Annotated in this window: 10 protein-coding genes and 2 tRNA genes; 5 read left to right on the top strand and 7 right to left on the bottom strand. The window is 70.5% G+C overall.

Annotated elements, in window-relative coordinates:
* Positions 1 to 184: 184 nt before the first annotated feature.
* Both ACZ63D_RS19620 and ACZ63D_RS19615 read left to right on the top strand, forming a co-directional pair.
* The gene (locus ACZ63D_RS19620) at positions 185 to 1489 is read left to right on the top strand and encodes a serine/threonine-protein kinase (protein WP_465355742.1); all 1305 of its coding nucleotides are present in this window, start codon (positions 185 to 187) and stop codon (positions 1487 to 1489) included.
* Positions 1490 to 1586: 97 nt separating this feature from the next.
* Positions 1587 to 1748 (top strand): hypothetical protein, encoded by a 162-nt coding sequence (locus ACZ63D_RS19615; protein WP_465355741.1) that lies wholly within the window; start codon positions 1587 to 1589, stop codon positions 1746 to 1748.
* 28 nt (positions 1749 to 1776) lie between these two features.
* Here the strand turns inward: ACZ63D_RS19615 and ACZ63D_RS19610 are convergent, their stop codons facing one another.
* Positions 1777 to 3288, bottom strand: coding sequence for a PP2C family protein-serine/threonine phosphatase (locus ACZ63D_RS19610; protein ID WP_465355740.1), 1512 nt, complete (start codon positions 3286 to 3288; stop codon positions 1777 to 1779).
* A 155-nt stretch (positions 3289 to 3443) separates the two neighbouring features.
* Between ACZ63D_RS19610 and ACZ63D_RS19605 the strand changes: the two genes are divergently transcribed.
* Positions 3444 to 8165, top strand: a complete 4722-nt coding sequence (locus ACZ63D_RS19605) for a HAMP domain-containing protein (protein ID WP_465355739.1) — start codon at positions 3444 to 3446, stop codon at positions 8163 to 8165.
* Here ACZ63D_RS19605 and ACZ63D_RS19600 read toward each other — a convergent pair.
* Positions 8134 to 8207 (bottom strand) — tRNA-Gly (locus tag ACZ63D_RS19600). The two genes, ACZ63D_RS19605 and ACZ63D_RS19600, sit on opposite strands and share 32 nt — an antisense overlap.
* Before the next feature lie 124 nt (positions 8208 to 8331).
* Between ACZ63D_RS19600 and ACZ63D_RS19595 the strand changes: the two genes are divergently transcribed.
* Both ACZ63D_RS19595 and ACZ63D_RS19590 read left to right on the top strand, forming a co-directional pair.
* A tRNA-Pro gene (locus ACZ63D_RS19595) sits at positions 8332 to 8405 on the top strand.
* A gap of 44 nt (positions 8406 to 8449) precedes the next feature.
* On the top strand, positions 8450 to 9829 hold the full coding sequence (locus tag ACZ63D_RS19590; RefSeq protein ID WP_465355738.1) for a tyrosine-type recombinase/integrase: 1380 nt from the start codon (positions 8450 to 8452) through the stop codon (positions 9827 to 9829).
* A 109-nt stretch (positions 9830 to 9938) separates the two neighbouring features.
* On the opposite strand, the gene ACZ63D_RS19585 is transcribed toward ACZ63D_RS19590, so the two are convergent.
* Genes ACZ63D_RS19585 through ACZ63D_RS19565 form a run of 5 tightly spaced genes read right to left on the bottom strand, consistent with a single transcriptional unit; the run spans position 9939 to position 15742 of the window.
* Complete coding sequence (locus ACZ63D_RS19585; RefSeq protein ID WP_465355737.1) at positions 9939 to 11522, bottom strand: dipeptide ABC transporter ATP-binding protein; 1584 nt, start codon at positions 11520 to 11522, stop codon at positions 9939 to 9941.
* Positions 11519 to 12346, bottom strand: a complete 828-nt coding sequence (locus ACZ63D_RS19580; RefSeq protein ID WP_465355736.1) for an ABC transporter permease — start codon at positions 12344 to 12346, stop codon at positions 11519 to 11521. The genes ACZ63D_RS19585 and ACZ63D_RS19580 overlap by 4 nt, the downstream gene beginning before the upstream one ends.
* Positions 12343 to 13284: an ABC transporter permease gene (locus ACZ63D_RS19575; RefSeq protein WP_465355735.1), complete on the bottom strand. Its 942-nt coding sequence runs from the start codon at positions 13282 to 13284 to the stop codon at positions 12343 to 12345. The genes ACZ63D_RS19580 and ACZ63D_RS19575 overlap by 4 nt, the downstream gene beginning before the upstream one ends.
* The gene (locus ACZ63D_RS19570) at positions 13281 to 14936 is read right to left on the bottom strand and encodes an ABC transporter substrate-binding protein (protein ID WP_465355734.1); all 1656 of its coding nucleotides are present in this window, start codon (positions 14934 to 14936) and stop codon (positions 13281 to 13283) included. The genes ACZ63D_RS19575 and ACZ63D_RS19570 overlap by 4 nt, the downstream gene beginning before the upstream one ends.
* Entirely contained in the window at positions 14933 to 15742 is an 810-nt protein-coding gene (locus tag ACZ63D_RS19565) for an LLM class flavin-dependent oxidoreductase (protein ID WP_465355733.1), read from the bottom strand. Before ACZ63D_RS19565 ends, ACZ63D_RS19570 begins: the two co-directional genes overlap by 4 nt.
* Positions 15743 to 15779 lie beyond the last annotated feature (37 nt).

Raw genomic sequence — 15779 nt, 5'->3', positions numbered from 1 at the left:
GGGCCTGACCGGCGCCGGTCTCGATGCCGCTGCAAGTATTGCGCGCGCCGGTAGTACCCACCTGCCACTGTACCCGCGACGAGCACGCGGCCTCGGCCGTCGTCTCCTGAGCCGCGGCTCAGCTTTCGCCCTCGCCCGGCGGCGAGTAAATTGTCCCCGCTGCCCCGGGGAAAGGCGATCGGCGATGACCGGCACTGGCGATTCGGACGCGGCCACGACCGCGAGACGGTTCGCGCTGGGCCGGTACGGGCCCGCCCCGCTGGTCCTGGCCGGCCGGTACGAGCTGCGCGAGCGGATCGGCGAAGGCGCGACGGCCTCCGTGCACCGCGCCGAGGACCTCGAATCGGGTGCCGAGGTCGCGGTGAAGCTCTTCCACGCCGGAGCGGTCGAACTGGGCCACAGCCGCCGGGACCAGGAAATCGCGGCCCTGCGCGCGGTGCGGCATCCGGGGCTGGTGGGCTTCGTGGACGCCGGTGTCGACGAGGGGCACGCCTACCTCGTCATGGACTTCGTGCCGGGGCCGAACCTGTCCGAATGGCTGCGCTCGGGACCGCTGCCCGCCGACCGCGTCGCGGAGCTGGGCGCGCAACTGGCCGAGGCGCTCGCTCACGTGCACGCGCACGACGTGACCCACCGGGATCTCAAGCCCGCCAACATCCTCATGTCCGGCGACGGCCCGCGGATCGCCGACTTCGGCGTCGCGCGCATCGTGGACGCGACCCGGGTGACCGACACCGGCGCGGTCGTCGGGACGGCGGCTTACCTCTCGCCGGAGCAGGTGCTCGGCGAACCGCCCGGCCCGGCTTCGGACGTGTACGCGCTCGGGCTGGTTCTCCTGGAATGCCTCACCGGCGTCCGCGAATACCCGGGCACAGCGGCGGAAACCGCGGTGGTGCGGCTGCACCGGTCGCCGAGGATTCCGGCGGGCACGCCGGAGCCGCTGGCCAGAACGCTGCGCGCGATGACCATGCGCGATCCGGAAGAACGGCCGTCCGCGACCGCCGTGGCCCGTGCGTTGCGCGGTACGGAACCGCTACGGTTCCCCATCAGAACGCGGTTCGCGGTCTTCCGCCGCCGCCACCGGGTCTCGCGGCGGCGCGCGGTGCTCGCGGCGGGTCTGCCGGTCGCGCTGGTCGCGGCGGGGACGCTGCTGCTCGCCACTCCGCTCCGGCCGAGCACCGGGTCCGCGCCGGAGCCCGGCCCCGCGCCGCTTCCGGTTTCTCCGCCCTCTTCCGCTCCGTCCGATTCACCGGATCCGAGTCCGCGGCATTCCTCGTCCGCTCCGCCGGTCCGTTCGGCTAACCCGGACAAGCCCGCGCTGACCACGACGGCGCCGCCGGGCACGACGACTCAGACAGTGGCCGCGCCGCCGGATCCGCCCAGCCAAGCGAGCCAGCCGTCCCAGGCCCCGCGGAAAACCCCGCCGGGACAGACCAGGCAGCCCCGGAACCCCAGCACCGGCCCGCCGAGCGACAAGCATCCACATTAGACAGACCGGGCCACCCGGTCGGCTGACCCCGCGCAATTCGGTGGCGAAGTCCGGCCCGGCGCGCGATCCTGGTGGCGAGCCGGGGAGGTGGCAGGCGATGACCGCACACGCACGTCGATTCGGACGGCAGTGCCGCGAGCACTTCGAGCGCCCGCAGCCCGCCCGCGCGGCCGAGCCGCGACCGGAAGCCGAAGCCGTTCCGGCTCCGGAGAGCGCGGCGAAGGCCGAACCGGAGCCGGAAGTCCAGCCCGGGAAGTGATTTCCCTTGCCGGGCGGGCGATTCCGGCTTACTCCGCGCGCGCCGCGGCCTCGATCGCCAGCACCGCGATGTCGTCGTGGCCGGAATTCCCGAGCCATTCCCGCACCGCCGCGCGCAACCGGCGCACGACCTCGCGCGCCGGTTGCCCGACGCAGTCCTCCAGCACCGTGTAAAGCCGTTCGTCGCCGAACAGTTCGGTGGATTCCGTGCGGTTGCGGGCTTCGGTGACGCCGTCGGTGTAGAGCAGGCAGACGTCGCCCTCGTCCAGATGCGCCGTCGCCTCGGCGAACCGAGCCTGCGGCGACACGCCGACCAGCGTGCCGGGCACGCTGATCTCCTCGACCCTTCCCCCGCGCCGCAGCACGAGCGGGGCGGGATGGCCGCCGGAGGCGAGGGTGAGGTCGAGCCCGGACTCCGCGGCCGTGACCGAACCGAGCACGAGCGTCGCGAACCGGTTGCTGCCGCCGGAGATCAGGAGTTCGTTGAGCAGCCGCAGCATCGTCCGGCCGTCCCGTTCGACCAGATGCAGCGCGGCCAGCGAATGCCGCACCCGGCCGGTCAGCGCGGCCGCCTCGGCGCCCTTCCCGCAGATGTCGCCGACGACCACGAACGCGCTGCCGTCGTCGCGAGGCAGGACGTCGTAGAAATCGCCGCCGACGCCCAGCACTCCGCCGGCCGGCTCGTACCAGAGTTCGAAATTCGCGCCGTCGACGTGCGCGGGCGGCGTCGGCAGCAACGTCGATTCGAGCCCGCGCGTGGCTTCCTCCTGGCGGGCGTAGCGCTGGGCGTTGGCCAGCGCCGTCCCGGCCGCGTCCGCGAACGCCTCGACCGCCTCGTCCTGCGCCAGCCCGAACGCGGGCTCGCCGCGCCTGCCGAGCAGCACCGCGCCCGCCATGCCGGAGCCGAACGAGACCACCGACACCTCGAGATGCCCCTCGAACGGCTCGGCGACCGCCGCGGGCAGCGCGGCGACTTCGGTCGCGGGCACCGCGCGGACCTCCGGCCGGGCGATGTCGGTGACCGCGTCGGAGACCACCGGCGCGAGCTGCGCCGGAACCCGCCGGATCCGGCCGTGGCCCGCCGCGCCGTGCTCGGTGCAGCTCCACCACTCCCAGCGGCCGCGGGTCGTCGGCAGCAGCACGAAGGCGCAATCGCCCAAAGCGGACGCCGCCAGCTCGGCGATCACCCGCGCCGTGCCGTGCCGTCCCCGGGCCAGCGCCAGTTTCGGACCGGCCTCGGCGAGGAACTCTTCGGGACGGCGGCGGCCGTCGTCCACCACGGTCCAGGCTCGCCAGCCGCCGGGCAGCGCGCGGACCTTGGCCGGCCGGTGGCCGACCTTGCCGGTGGTCTCGGTCACGCTGACCAATTCGGCCGGGCCTAACCGTTCGGCGGCCGCGTTGGCCCAGCGCAGGGAGCCTTCCGGGTCCTGCAGGAAGACCGGCTCCCGGACGTCGTCGAGCACCGAGCGCCAGAATCCCGCGTGCCCGGGCAGCTCGGAGCCGGGTGGCAGGGCCGACGCCGGAGCGGGCCGTGACACCATGCACGAACCTCCTGCCTCCGGGTCGACCTGACGGTCCTGGTCCTTCCAGGTTGGCACAGTGTGCGCGGGCGGACTGGGTCGAAGTGTAGGGCGAACCGTGGCAGGCTGGGTCGACGACCATGGCTGGCACACGCGTGGTGGGAAGGTCGGCAGAGATGACAGAGTCCCCCCAGACTTCCGGGCGCTCCCGGAACGCCGGGGCCCAGGAACCGGAATCCGTCCCGGCGAGCGAGGCCGCGGCGCTGGAACGGCTGCTCGCCGCGGTCCACGACCTCGGGGACGGCAACTTCCGCCGCCGCTTCGTGGCGCACGGCGACGGGATCACCGCCCGGCTCGCCTCGGCGTTCAACGACATCGCCGAGCGCAACCAGCGGCTGGTGACGGAACTCATGCGCGTGCGCACCGCGGTGGGCCAGGAAGGCAAGCTCACCGAGCGCGTGCGCGCCGAGATCGGCCCCGGCGGCTGGAGCGCCGCGGTCGACACGGTGAACGGGCTGATCGAGGACGTCAGCCGCCCGGTCGTGGAGCTGGACCGGGTGCTCGGCGCGGTCGCCGAGGGCGATCTGTCGCAGCCGATGGCGCTGCAGCTGGACGGCCGTCCGCTGCGCGGGCAGTACGCCGAGCTGGCGAAGACGGTGAACGGCCTCAACGCGCAGCTGTCGCGGTTCGCCGCCGAAGTGATCCGGCTTTCCCGCGAGATCGCCGGGGAGGGCCGCCTCGGCGGCCAGGCCGAGGTCCCCGGCGTGGCCGGGACGTGGCGCGACCTCACCGACTCGGTCAACTTCCTCGCCGACAACCTCACCGAGCAGGTCCGCAACATCGCCTCGGTCACCACCGCGGTGGCCCGCGGCGACCTCACGCAGAAAATCAACGTCGACGCCCGGGGCGAGATCCTCGAGCTCAAGAACACCATCAACACGATGGTCGACCAGCTCTCGTCGTTCGCCGACGAGGTCACCCGGGTCTCCCGGGAAGTCGGTTCCGAAGGGCGCCTCGGCGGCCAGGCGCGCGTACCGGGCGTGGCGGGCACCTGGCGCGACCTCACCGATTCGGTGAACCTGATGGCGGACAACCTGACCGACCAGGTCCGCAACATCGCCCAGGTCGCCACCGCGGTCGCGGCGGGCGATCTGACGAAGAAGATCGACGTCGACGCGCGCGGCGAGATCCTGCAGCTCAAGACGACGCTGAACACGATGGTCGACCAGCTCTCGTCCTTCGCCGACGAGGTCACCCGGGTCGCCCGCGAGGTCGGCTCGGAAGGCCGCCTCGGCGGTCAGGCGGAGGTTCCCGGCGCGGCCGGAACGTGGCGCGGCCTGACCGACTCGGTCAACCAGATGGCCGACAACCTCACCGACCAGGTCCGCAACATTTCGCACGTGACCACGGCGGTCGCGAAGGGCGACCTGACGCAGAAGATCACCGTGGACGCGCGAGGCGAGATTCTCGAGCTCAAGACCACGATGAACACGATGGTCGACCAGCTCTCGTCCTTCGCCGACGAGGTCACCCGAGTCGCCCGCGAAGTGGGTACGGAAGGGCAACTGGGCGGCCAGGCCACCGTGCCCGGGGTCGCCGGCATCTGGCGGGATCTGACCGGCTCGGTGAACTTCATGGCCAACAACCTCACCGCGCAGGTCCGCAACATCGCGCAGGTCGCGACGGCGGTCGCGCGCGGCGACCTGACAAAGAAGATCGCGGTCGACGCGCGTGGCGAAATCCTTGAGCTCAAAACGACGCTGAACACGATGGTCGACCAGCTATCGTCCTTCGCCGACGAGGTCACCCGGGTGTCGCGAGAGGTGGGCACGGAAGGGAAACTCGGCGGCCAGGCGACCGTGCCGGGCGTGGCGGGGACCTGGAAGGACCTCACCGACAACGTCAACTTCATGGCCAACAACCTCACCGACCAGGTGCGGAACATCTCCCAGGTCACCTCCGCCGTGGCGCGCGGCGACCTGACGCAGAAGATCACCGTCGACGCGCGCGGCGAGATCCTCGAACTCAAGAACATCCTCAACACGATGGTCGACCAGCTGTCCGCCTTCGCGGACGAAGTCACCCGTGTTGCCCGCGAGGTCGGCACCGAGGGCCGGCTAGGCGGTCAGGCGCGCGTTCCGGGCGTCGCGGGGATCTGGAAAGACCTCACCGACAACGTGAACGTCATGGCCGACAACCTGACCGTGCAGGTCCGGAGCATCGCCACGATGGCGAGCGCGGTGGCGAACGGCGACCTGTCGAAGAAGATCTCGATCGACGCGGCGGGCGAGGTCGCGGCGCTCGCCGGGACGCTGAACGACATGGTCGAGACGCTGCGCGCGTTCGCCGACGAGGTCACCCGCGTGGCCCGCGAGGTCGGCACCGAAGGCATCCTCGGCGGTCAGGCGCGGGTGCCCGGCGTGGCCGGGACCTGGAAGGACCTGACCGAGAACGTCAACTTCATGGCGCACAACCTGACCAGCCAGGTGCGGAACATCTCGCAGGTCACCACGGCGGTCGCGCGCGGCGACCTGTCGCGCAAGATCGACGTCGACGCCCGGGGCGAGATCCTGGAGCTCAAGACCACGATGAACACGATGGTCGACCAGCTGTCCGCGTTCGCCGCGGAGGTCACCCGGGTCGCCCGGGAGGTCGGCACCGAGGGCAAGCTGGGCGGCCAGGCCGAGGTCGAGGGCGTGTCCGGCACCTGGAAGCGGCTGACCGAGAGCGTGAACCAGCTGGCGGGCAACCTGACCACGCAGGTCCGCGCGATCGGCCAGGTCGCCACGGCGGTGACCGCGGGCGATCTGACCCGGCACATCACCGTGGACGCGTCCGGCGAGCTGGCGGACCTCAAGGACAACATCAACCAGATGATCGCGAACCTCAAGGAGACCACCTCCGCGAACCGCGAGCAGGACTGGCTGAAAACGAACCTGGCGCGGCTGTCCGGGCGGATGCAGGGCCACCGCGACCTCGCGTCGGTGGCGACGCTGATCCTGTCCGAGCTGGCCCCGCTGGTGAGCGCGCAGCAGGGCGCGTTCTTCATCGCGCACGACGACGAGGACTCCGCCGACGCGGACAAGCTGCTCGACTGCATCGCCGCCTACGGCCTCGCCCAGGCCCGCACCGGCCTGCGGTTCCGGCTCGGCGAATCGCTGATCGGCCAGGCCGCGGTGGACCGCAGGACGATACTCGTCAACGGCGCTCCCCCGGAGTACGCGCTGGTGTCGTCCGGGCTCGGCTCGGCCCCGCCGGTGAACGTGATCGTGCTGCCGGTGCTGTTCCAGGGCGAGGTGCTCGGCGTGCTGGAACTGGCGTCGGTCAACGAGTTCTCCGCGGTGCACCTGGACCTGCTGGAGCAGCTGCGGCACACCATCGGCGTCAACGTGAACACGATCCTGTCGAACTCGCGCACCGAGGCGCTGCTGACCGAATCCCAGCGGCTGGCCCAGGAACTTCGCGCCCGGTCCGAGCAGCTGCAGGCCCAGCAGGGCGAACTGCGCCGGTCGAACACCGAACTGGCCGAGAAGGCGGCGCTGCTCGCCCAGCAAAACCGCGACATCGAGGTCAAGAACATCGAGATCGAGCAGGCGCGCCAGGAACTCGAGGAACGGGCCGGCCAGCTGACGGTCGCCTCGCAGTACAAGAACGAGTTCATGGCGAACATGTCGCACGAGCTGCGGACTCCGCTCAACAGCGCGCTGATCCTGGCGAAACTGCTGTCGGAGAACCCGGAGGGCAACCTCACCGAGAAGCAGATCCAGTTCGCGAAGACGATCTGGGCGGCGGGCAGCGACCTCCAGCAATTGATCAACGACATCCTGGACCTGGCGAAGGTCGAGGCCGGGAAGCTGGACCTGCAGATGTCGGATGTGACGCTGCCGGAGCTGGTGAACTACGTCGAATCCCTGTGCCGCCCGCTGACCGCGGACAAGGGCCTGGAGTTCGCGGTCCTGATCGACCCGCCGGTGCCCGGCAGCGTGCACACCGACGAGCACCGCTTGCAGCAGGTGCTGCGGAACCTGCTGTCGAACGCCGCGAAGTTCACCGACGAGGGCGGCGTGCGCCTGCACATCCGGATGGCCGACCCGTCCGAGGTCGAACAGGAGTCCCTGCGCTCCGCGGCCGGGATCATCGCGTTCGCTGTCGAGGACACCGGCATCGGCATCCCGGAGGAGAAGCTGGAGGTCATCTTCGACGCCTTCCGCCAAGCCGACGGAACGACCAGCCGCAAGTACGGCGGGACGGGCCTGGGCCTGTCGATCAGCCAGCAGCTGACCGAGCTGCTGAGCGGCGAACTGCGCGTCAGCAGCGTCCCCGGCAAGGGCAGCACCTTCACGCTGTACCTGCCGGTCGGCGCCGCGAACCTCATCGCCCCCACGACCCCCGTGCGCCCGACCCCGAAGCTGCCGGTCCTGCCGAGCACCATCACCGTGGCCGAACCGAACAGCGCCCCGAAACGCTTCAACGGCGAAAAGGTCCTGATCGTCGACGACGACCTGCGCAACGTCTTCGCCCTCGCGGCGGTCCTGGAGCAAGCCGGACTGGAAGTCATCTACGCCGACACCGGCGTGGCCGGAATCCGGGCCCTGGAACGCCACGAGGACACCGCACTGGTGCTGATGGACGTCATGATGCCGGAGTTGGACGGCAACGCGACCATCGCCGCCATCCGCGCCGAAGCGGCCCACGAGGACCTGCCAGTGATTGCCGTCACAGCGAAAGCGACGGCAGAAGACCGCGAACGAACCCTGGCCTCGGGAGCGGACGACTACATCACGAAGCCGGTCGACACGGATCTGCTGCTGGACGTGATCGCCGCCCGCCTGGAGGCGGACGCGGCGTCGTCCGAGGTAGAAGCATTGGAGCGGGTGACGGGAATCGAACCCGCGTAGCTAGTTTGGAAGACTAGGGCTCTACCATTGAGCTACACCCGCAGCGCCCTCGGTGACCCGGGAGCGAAGCCAGCTTAGCGTGCCCGCTAGGGTGGGTCGTACACCCCCCGGGTACATGGGTTTCCGGAGGTTCGCGGAGGCTTGTTCGGAGGCTTGGCGGGGGTGCCGGGATGTGGCGCAGCTTGGTAGCGCATCCGCTTTGGGAGCGGAGGGTCGCAGGTTCAAATCCTGTCATCCCGACTCGGCTTCGGAGGGGCTGGACCTGCGGGTTCAGCCCCTTTTTCGTGCCGCCGGACGCGGTGCGGGAGCTAGCACAGCGCTTAGTGACACTCCTATTTGAGGATTTTCACACGCGCACCCGAGCCCTGATCCCCGCGCACAAGCCGCTGCTATTGCGATGCCGTGCGCTTCCTCCATCTCTGGCTCGCCGACCCGGTCGCGCCGCCGAAGCCGACGACCCCGACACGTGGCTGGCATCGGTTCCACCCGAACCGGCCGAACCAGAGGACTACGAGCCGAACCACGTCAAGCGGTGGATCGCCTACCGCCTCGCGACCACCAGCCCGGGCAACGCAAACAACAACTACCGGGCGCTGAACGCCTGGTTCAACTGGCTTGTGGCTGAGGAGGAGATCGAACACCACCCGATGGCCCGGATGAACCCTCCGCACATCCCGGACAAGCCGATCCCCATCACCCCGGTGGAGTTCATCAAGGAGGTGCTCCGGGACTGCCAGGGCCGCGATTTCCACAGCCGCCGCGACGAAGCGATCATCCGGCTTATCTGGGACACCGGCGGCCGACTGTCCGAGATCGCCAACATCGATCTGGAACGCGACCTCGACCTGTCCCGCCGCGTCGTCAACGTCCTCGGCAAAGGCAGCAAGTGGCGCGCCCTCCCCTTTGGTGCCGCCACCGGCAAAGCCCTCGGCCGCTACCTCCGCGTCCGCGCACGCCACCCCTACGCCGACACCACCACCAGGCTGTGGCTCAGCGACCACCGCCGCAGCACACCGCTCTCGCCGAACGGCATCAAAATCATGCTCCGCCGACGCGGCAACGACGCCGACGCCCACGGCGCGCTCGGCCGCAACCTCCACGCACACCTCGGACGGCACTTCCAGTCGCACACCTTCCTTAAATCCGGCGGCAGCGAAGGCGACCTGATGCTCCTCAACGGATGGACTACCGCACAGATGGCCCGGAGATACGGAGCCAGCGCCGCCACCGAACGAGCCCACGAATCCGCCGCAAAATCCGGGTTGGCGACGCACTATGAACCAAAGGCACGGGCTCGCGCTCCCGACCCGGGTCAGTGTCCGCAAGCGAAAAGGCGAGTCATCGGCGAACGTTGGGCCAAAATTTCTTGGGTTTGGCACCCCGACCGGGACCGCGCTCGACCGGGAGCGGTCAGGCACCGCGGGTCGATCACCGTTCAGCCCTCCCCTTCGTTGTCGGCGTGGTCGGCGGGACGCGCTGTATCTCACCCGCTTCGGGGTGGACCGGGCGCGCAGCAAGCCGGGCGTCGGCACCTGGATGCTCGGCCAAGCGCCGGCGGCAGGCCGCCGGACAGGGCAAGCGGTGCCTGGGTCCGGACGTCTGGAAGAGCAACACCGGCCTCCAGGATTACTACCGTCACCACGGGTTTCGGCATCTCCGGATAGTCGACGTACCTGGGCGCGGCACCAGCGCGCCGTTCCAGCGGCCGGTTTCCTGAAGCTCGCCTTCTGGACCGCAGCTGCGCGGCACGCGGCCGATCTGAAGACAGCCCGGCTATCGCTTTCGCGCGGCAGGAGCTGCCAATCGGGGGATCGTGGCCAGCAGTTCCTTCGTGTAGGGGTGGGCCGGTTCGGCGAAGACCGCGGCGGTCGGTCCGGCTTCTACCACCTCGCCGGAACGCATGATCATCACGCGTTCGCAGACGTCGGCCACCACGCCGAGGTCGTGCGTGATGAACAACAGCGCCACTCCGGTTTCCTCGCGCAGCCGGGCCAGCAGCTGCAGCACCTGCGCCTGGACCGAGACGTCCAGCGCCGACACCGGTTCGTCGCAGACGAGGATCCGGGGACCGGTGGCCAGCGCGCGGGCGATGGCCACGCGCTGCCGTTGCCCGCCGGAGAGCTGGTGCGGGCGCCGGTCCGCCAGCTCCGGGTGCAAGCCGACCTGATCGAGCAGTTCGGCGACGCGCGGGCGGCGAGCCGAGCGGGGACCGGGCACCGCCCCTCCGACGATCCGGCCGACTGTCCACCGTGGATCGAACGCAGCGGACGGATTCTGCTGGACGAACTGGATTTCCCGCCTTCGTGCACGTCGGCGCCGTTCCGGTTCGGCCGACCACGGTTGTCCGTCGAGCAGGACGGAGCCGGAACCGGGACGGGTCAGGCCGAGCACGACGCGAGCGAGGGTGCTCTTGCCGGAGCCGGATTCGCCCACCACGCCGAGCGCCTCCCCCGCGCCGAGGCGGAACGACACGTCGCGGAGGGCGATCCGGCCGCCGCGGTAGGTCTTGCCCAGGCCGCTCGCGGAAAGCACGGCGGTGGCGGGCTCGACGGGCGCCGGGCGCGCCTCGCCCTTGGGGATTGCGTCGATCAGCTGCCGGGTGTAGGGATGCTCGGGCCGGCCGAGCACGCGACCGGCCGGGCCGGACTCCACCAGCCGGCCGCCGCGCATCACCAGCACCCGGTCGGCCAGCTGGGACACCGCCGCGAGATCGTGGCTGATCAGCAGGATGCCCCAGCCCTGATCGCGGTAGTGCCCGAGCAGACCGAGAATCCGTTCCTGCACCACGACGTCGAGTGCGGTCGTGGGCTCGTCGGCAATCAGCAGCCGCGGACCGGTCGCGAGCGCCGAGGCGATCAGCGCACGCTGGCGCAGCCCCCCGGAGAGCTCGTGCGGGTACTGCTCGGCGCGCGTGGCGGGATCGTCGATCCCGGCCCGGGCCAGGAGATCCAGCACGGTCGCCGAGCGTGCCGCGGCGGTCTGCTTCGGCTCGTGCACGACCAGCGGTTCGGCGACCTCGGCGCGCACGCGGCGTAACGGATCGAGGCTGCTCAGCGCATCCTGCGAAACCAGGCCGACGCGTGCGCCGCGGACCTTCCGCCATTCCGCCTCGTCGAAGGCGAGCGCGTCGCGGCCTTCGACGAGCAGCCGCTCGGCACGCACGTGCGCGGTTTTCCCGGCGAGGCCCAGCAAAGTCCGGGCGGTCACGCTCTTGCCCGAACCGGACTCCCCCACCAGGGCAACGCATTCGCCCGCCGACACGGTGAAATCGACGCCGTGGACCACGGGGGCGGGATGGCCGTCGAACCGCACCGTCAGGCCGGCGACGTCGACGAGACGTTCGTCCACAGTGGTCATCGCGCTGCCCGCGCCCTCAGATTCCTGCCCAGTACCGTGAAAGTGACGACCACGAGCACCACACTCAGTCCGGGGAACACGGTCAGCCACCACGCGATGCCGAGAAAGTCCTTGCCGTCGGCGATCATCAGGCCCCACTCCGGGGCCGGCGGCGCCGGGCCGAGCCCCAGCAGGCTCAGCCCGGCCGCGGAGATGATGGTGGTCCCGGTGCCCATCGTGGCGAGCACGACGAGCGGGCCGGCGATGTTGGGCACCACGTGCCGGATCAGCGCGACCGAACGGCGGGTGCCGAGCACCTTCGCCGCCTCCACGTATTCGGCGAGCACGACCAGCCGCGCCTGGGAATACACCAGCCGGGCGTAGTTCGGCACCGCGGCCATGCCGATCGCGATCGCGACCCCACCGGCGTCGCCGCCGATCACCGCCACCACCAGCAGCGCGAGCACAATTTCCGGGAACGCCAGCAGCACGTCGACCAGCCGCATCAGCGGACCGGCCGCGAACCGCCCGCCGGCCACCGCGAGCGCGCCGATCACCAGCCCGCCCAGAACGCCGATCATGGTGGCGGACATCGCGATCGTCAACGACGCGCCGGCGCCGTAGACCACTCGCGAGTAGACGTCACGGCCGAGCTGGTCGGTGCCGAAGACGTGCGAGATGCTCGGGCCCTCGAAGGTGTGCAGGAAGTCCGTATCGGACGGCGACTGGGTGGCGAACACCGCGGGGGCCAGCACTGCCAGCAGCAACAGGGCGAGAATCGCCAGGCAGACCACGACGGTGCGGTTCTTGGGCTTTCCGCGCACCGAGACCGCGATGGACGTCACCGGTCGGCCTCCGCTCGCAACCGCGGATCGACGAACGGCAGCAGCAGGTCGACCCCCAGGTTGATCACCACGAACGCGGTGGCGGAAAGGAGCACCACCGCGGTCACCACCGGCAGGTCCCGGCCTGCCGCCGCGGCGACCAGCACCCGGCCGAGTCCCGGACGGGCGAACACGTTCTCGATCAGCACCGCCCCGCCGATCAGCATGCCGAGGATCCAGCCGGTGAGCGTCAACGCGGGCAGCAGGGAATGCCGCAGCGTGTGGTTCAGCCGCAACCGCCGGTCCGTCGCTCCGCGCGCACGCACGGTCAGCGCGAACGGCATTGCCTCCGCCGTGCGCACTTCCTGGGCCATCACCTGCGTCAGCGCGCCCGCGATCGGGAACGCCAGAGTGAGCGCGGGCAGCACCAAACCGGCCGGGCCAGTGTCGCCGATCGCCGGGAAGAGCGGGATCGCGAACGAGAACAACCCGAGCAGCAACGCGCCTACCCAGAACGTCGGCACCGAGACCGACAACACGCTGATTCCGGCGAGCACGGTGTCGGCCACCTTCCCCCGGCCGGTCAGGAACGCCGTCACCAGCACGGCAATACCCGCGCCCAGCACCGCCGCGGTGATCGCGAGCTGCAGCGTGGGGCCGACCTGCGACGCCAGCAGACGCGTCACCGGTTCGTCGCGCTGATACGACCAGCCGAGGTCTCCGTGCAGCAGCGAGCCCAGCCAGCGCAGATACCGTGTCCACAGTGGATCGTTCAAACCGTACTCGGCGACGATGCGGGCCCGCAGCTCCGGCGTCGGCGGCGGACCGGCGCCCAGGATCGCGGACACGGTGTCACCGCGCACGGAAAGCACGAGGAAACACAGCGTCGCCGCGCCCCACAGCACGAACACGCCGGAGGCCAGCCGGCTCACGACGTGCCGTGCGAATCCCCGGCTCATGCGTCGGCCAGCCAGAGATCGATGAGCGCGGGCGTGCCGGAATTCTCGTAGCGGACTCCGCGAACCCGGTCCGCCAACGCGAGCGACCGCAGCGAGGTGTAAGCCGGAACGACGTAGGCCTGCTCGATCACCCGATGCTGGACCTTGCCGTAGAGCAGGCTCTGCTCCTGCGGGTCGAGCGTGGCACGGGCGGCGTCCAGCCACGCGTCGAGTTGCGGATCCCGTACGCGGCTCTGGTTGCTGCCGCCTTCGGAAAGGAACCGCTTGGAGTGGAACAGCTCCCGCAGTACCCCCGGGTCGGCCGACGCCCAGGCGACCGACTTCAGGTCGTACTCGCCGGCGATCACCCGGCTGGCGAACTCGGCGGTGTCCACTGCAGACAGCACCACCTCGATCCCGGCCTTCCGCAGCGAATCCTGCAACGCCACGTCGAAAGTCCGCCGATCGGCGGTGCTGTAGTCGGCGGCGAACGGAAATTCCGCGCGCAAGCGCACCCCGCCACGAACGCGGTAGCCGGCACTGTCGCGTTCGGAGTAACCGGCCTCGTCCAGCAACCGGGCGGCCTTCTCCGGGTCATATCCCCAAGTGCCGGCCAGATCCGGGGCATAGTCCCGGGTCTTGGGCGTCAGCACCGACCAGGCACGCTGGTACTCGCCGCGGAAGACGCCCTTGACGATGGCGTCCAGATCGATCGACGACTGCACCGCACGGCGCACCGCCGGATCATCGAACGGAGGCCGCGAGACGTTCAGGTAGCAGCAATAAGGCGAACCGGGCGCCGGGTTCTCCTCGATCCGCATCCCGGCCTGTCTGCGCAAGGTGGACAACCGCGCCGAGGGCATCTCGTCGGCCACGTCGACCTGGCCCGAGCTGACCGCGCCGACGCGGGTCTGGTCCTCCGGCAGGAACGACACCCGACAACCGTCCAGATAGGACTCGCCGCGGTTGCCCGTTCCGGGCGGCGGCCAGTGGTAACCCGGCCGGCGGCGGAACACGGCTTCCTGGTTGGGCACCACCGATTCCAGGATGAACGGCCCGGTGCCGGCCAGGTACTTGCCCGAGGCCAGTTCCGTGCCGTGCTCCCGCAGCGCGCGTGGCGAGTGAAAGCCCAGGAACGTCGTGCTCAACGCGGGCAGCAGGGAGGAGTACGGCTCGCGCATCCGGAGCACGACGGTGTGCTCGCCGGCCACCTCCACTTTCGCAAGCGGACCGAGCAACGCCAAGGGGAAGCTGGATTTCGTGGCCGGGTCGACGATGTGCGCGAGATTGTCCCGCACCGCGGCAGCGTTGAACGGTTCACCGTCGGAGAACGTCACGTCGTCGCGGAGCTGGAAGGTGTAGTCCAGCCGGTCCGGCGTGACTGTCCACTTTGTCGCCAGCCACGGCTGGAAGGTGCCGTCCTGGCCGGCGGAGACCAGGGAATCGAAGACCGGGCGAAGCAACACCGCGGAAATGTCGGTGGCGGCAGTGTGCGGATCCCACGAGTCGGCCTGGGTGGCGACCGCCAGCCGGAGCGTGCCGCCTTTCCGCGGTGGTCCCGCGGTGTTCAGCAGCCGGGTCCCCTCGCAGCCGGCCAGCGCCAGGCCCAGTACCGCACCGCCGGAGAGCGCGAGGAAGCTCCGGCGAGAACGATCGGCTCGTGCGGGCTTCATCGGGCCCGCAAGGCGGTGATCACCGGCGCGAAGTCGGCCACCATCCGGTGGTGCATGGAAAAGGAACCGACGCCGAGCTCACGGGCGTCGGCGCGGATCTGCCCGGCGATCTCGTCGGTCGTGCCAAAGAGTGCGTGCGGCAGATCCAGCAGCTGCTTCTCGGTGAGCGTGGGCGCGGCTTCCGGCCGCAACTCGGCCGCGGCCGCGGACCGGTCGTGGGTAGGCACGAGGTGCTTGATGCCGAGGTCGATCTCCACCGGCCGGTCCGCCAGCTCGCGCACCCGGCCGATCTGTTCGGCGATCCGGGCGCGGCTGTGCAGGTGCAGCCCGCCGCCGGGCACGAGATCCGCGCCGACGATCGACACGATGTCGGCGCGTTCGGCGGCCAGCGGGAGGTCGTCGTCGGCGAAGACCGCGAGCAGCAACCGCGGCCGGCGGCCGGGATCGATCCGCGCCTCGACGGCGTCCAGCGCGGCCGCCACCGCCATGGGACCGGCCCCCGGCCCGGAGGGCCGCGGCACTCCCAGGCCGAGTTCGAACCGGCCGCCGCTGAGCGTGACCGCGGTGTCGACCTCGCGCGCCAGCAGCGCGGGGGACCACTGGGTGGGATCGACGAGGTAGGTGCCGGTGGCCGCGCCTGCGCCGGCCGCGACCGCGAGCGCCTGGAACGGCGCGCCCATGCCGAGGTGATCGCCGGTCACGACGGTGTCATAGCCCGCCGCCAGCACGGCTCTGGCCGCGGACTCCCATTCCTCCGGCGGAGTGAGCAAGAGGCTCGCGGCGAACCGGAGGTTCTCGGTGGTCACCTGGCGTCCTCCACAACGGTCGGATCGTGTTTCGCGG

It is taken from the genome of Amycolatopsis sp. NPDC104775 (genome assembly GCF_055583325.1).
This window is presented reverse-complemented; position numbering and strand designations above follow the sequence as displayed.

Bases quoted from the DNA above. Each gene is read 5' to 3' on its own strand.
- ACZ63D_RS19620 (WP_465355742.1), top strand. From the start codon at position 185: ATGACCGGCACTGGCGATTCGGACGCGGCCACGACCGCGAGACGGTTC.
- ACZ63D_RS19615 (WP_465355741.1), top strand. From the start codon at position 1,587: ATGACCGCACACGCACGTCGATTCGGACGGCAGTGCCGCGAGCACTTC.
- ACZ63D_RS19610 (WP_465355740.1), bottom strand. From the start codon at position 3,288: ATGGTGTCACGGCCCGCTCCGGCGTCGGCCCTGCCACCCGGCTCCGAG.
- ACZ63D_RS19605 (WP_465355739.1), top strand. From the start codon at position 3,444: ATGACAGAGTCCCCCCAGACTTCCGGGCGCTCCCGGAACGCCGGGGCC.
- ACZ63D_RS19585 (WP_465355737.1), bottom strand. From the start codon at position 11,522: ATGACCACTGTGGACGAACGTCTCGTCGACGTCGCCGGCCTGACGGTG.
- ACZ63D_RS19575 (WP_465355735.1), bottom strand. From the start codon at position 13,284: ATGAGCCGGGGATTCGCACGGCACGTCGTGAGCCGGCTGGCCTCCGGC.
- ACZ63D_RS19570 (WP_465355734.1), bottom strand. From the start codon at position 14,936: ATGAAGCCCGCACGAGCCGATCGTTCTCGCCGGAGCTTCCTCGCGCTC.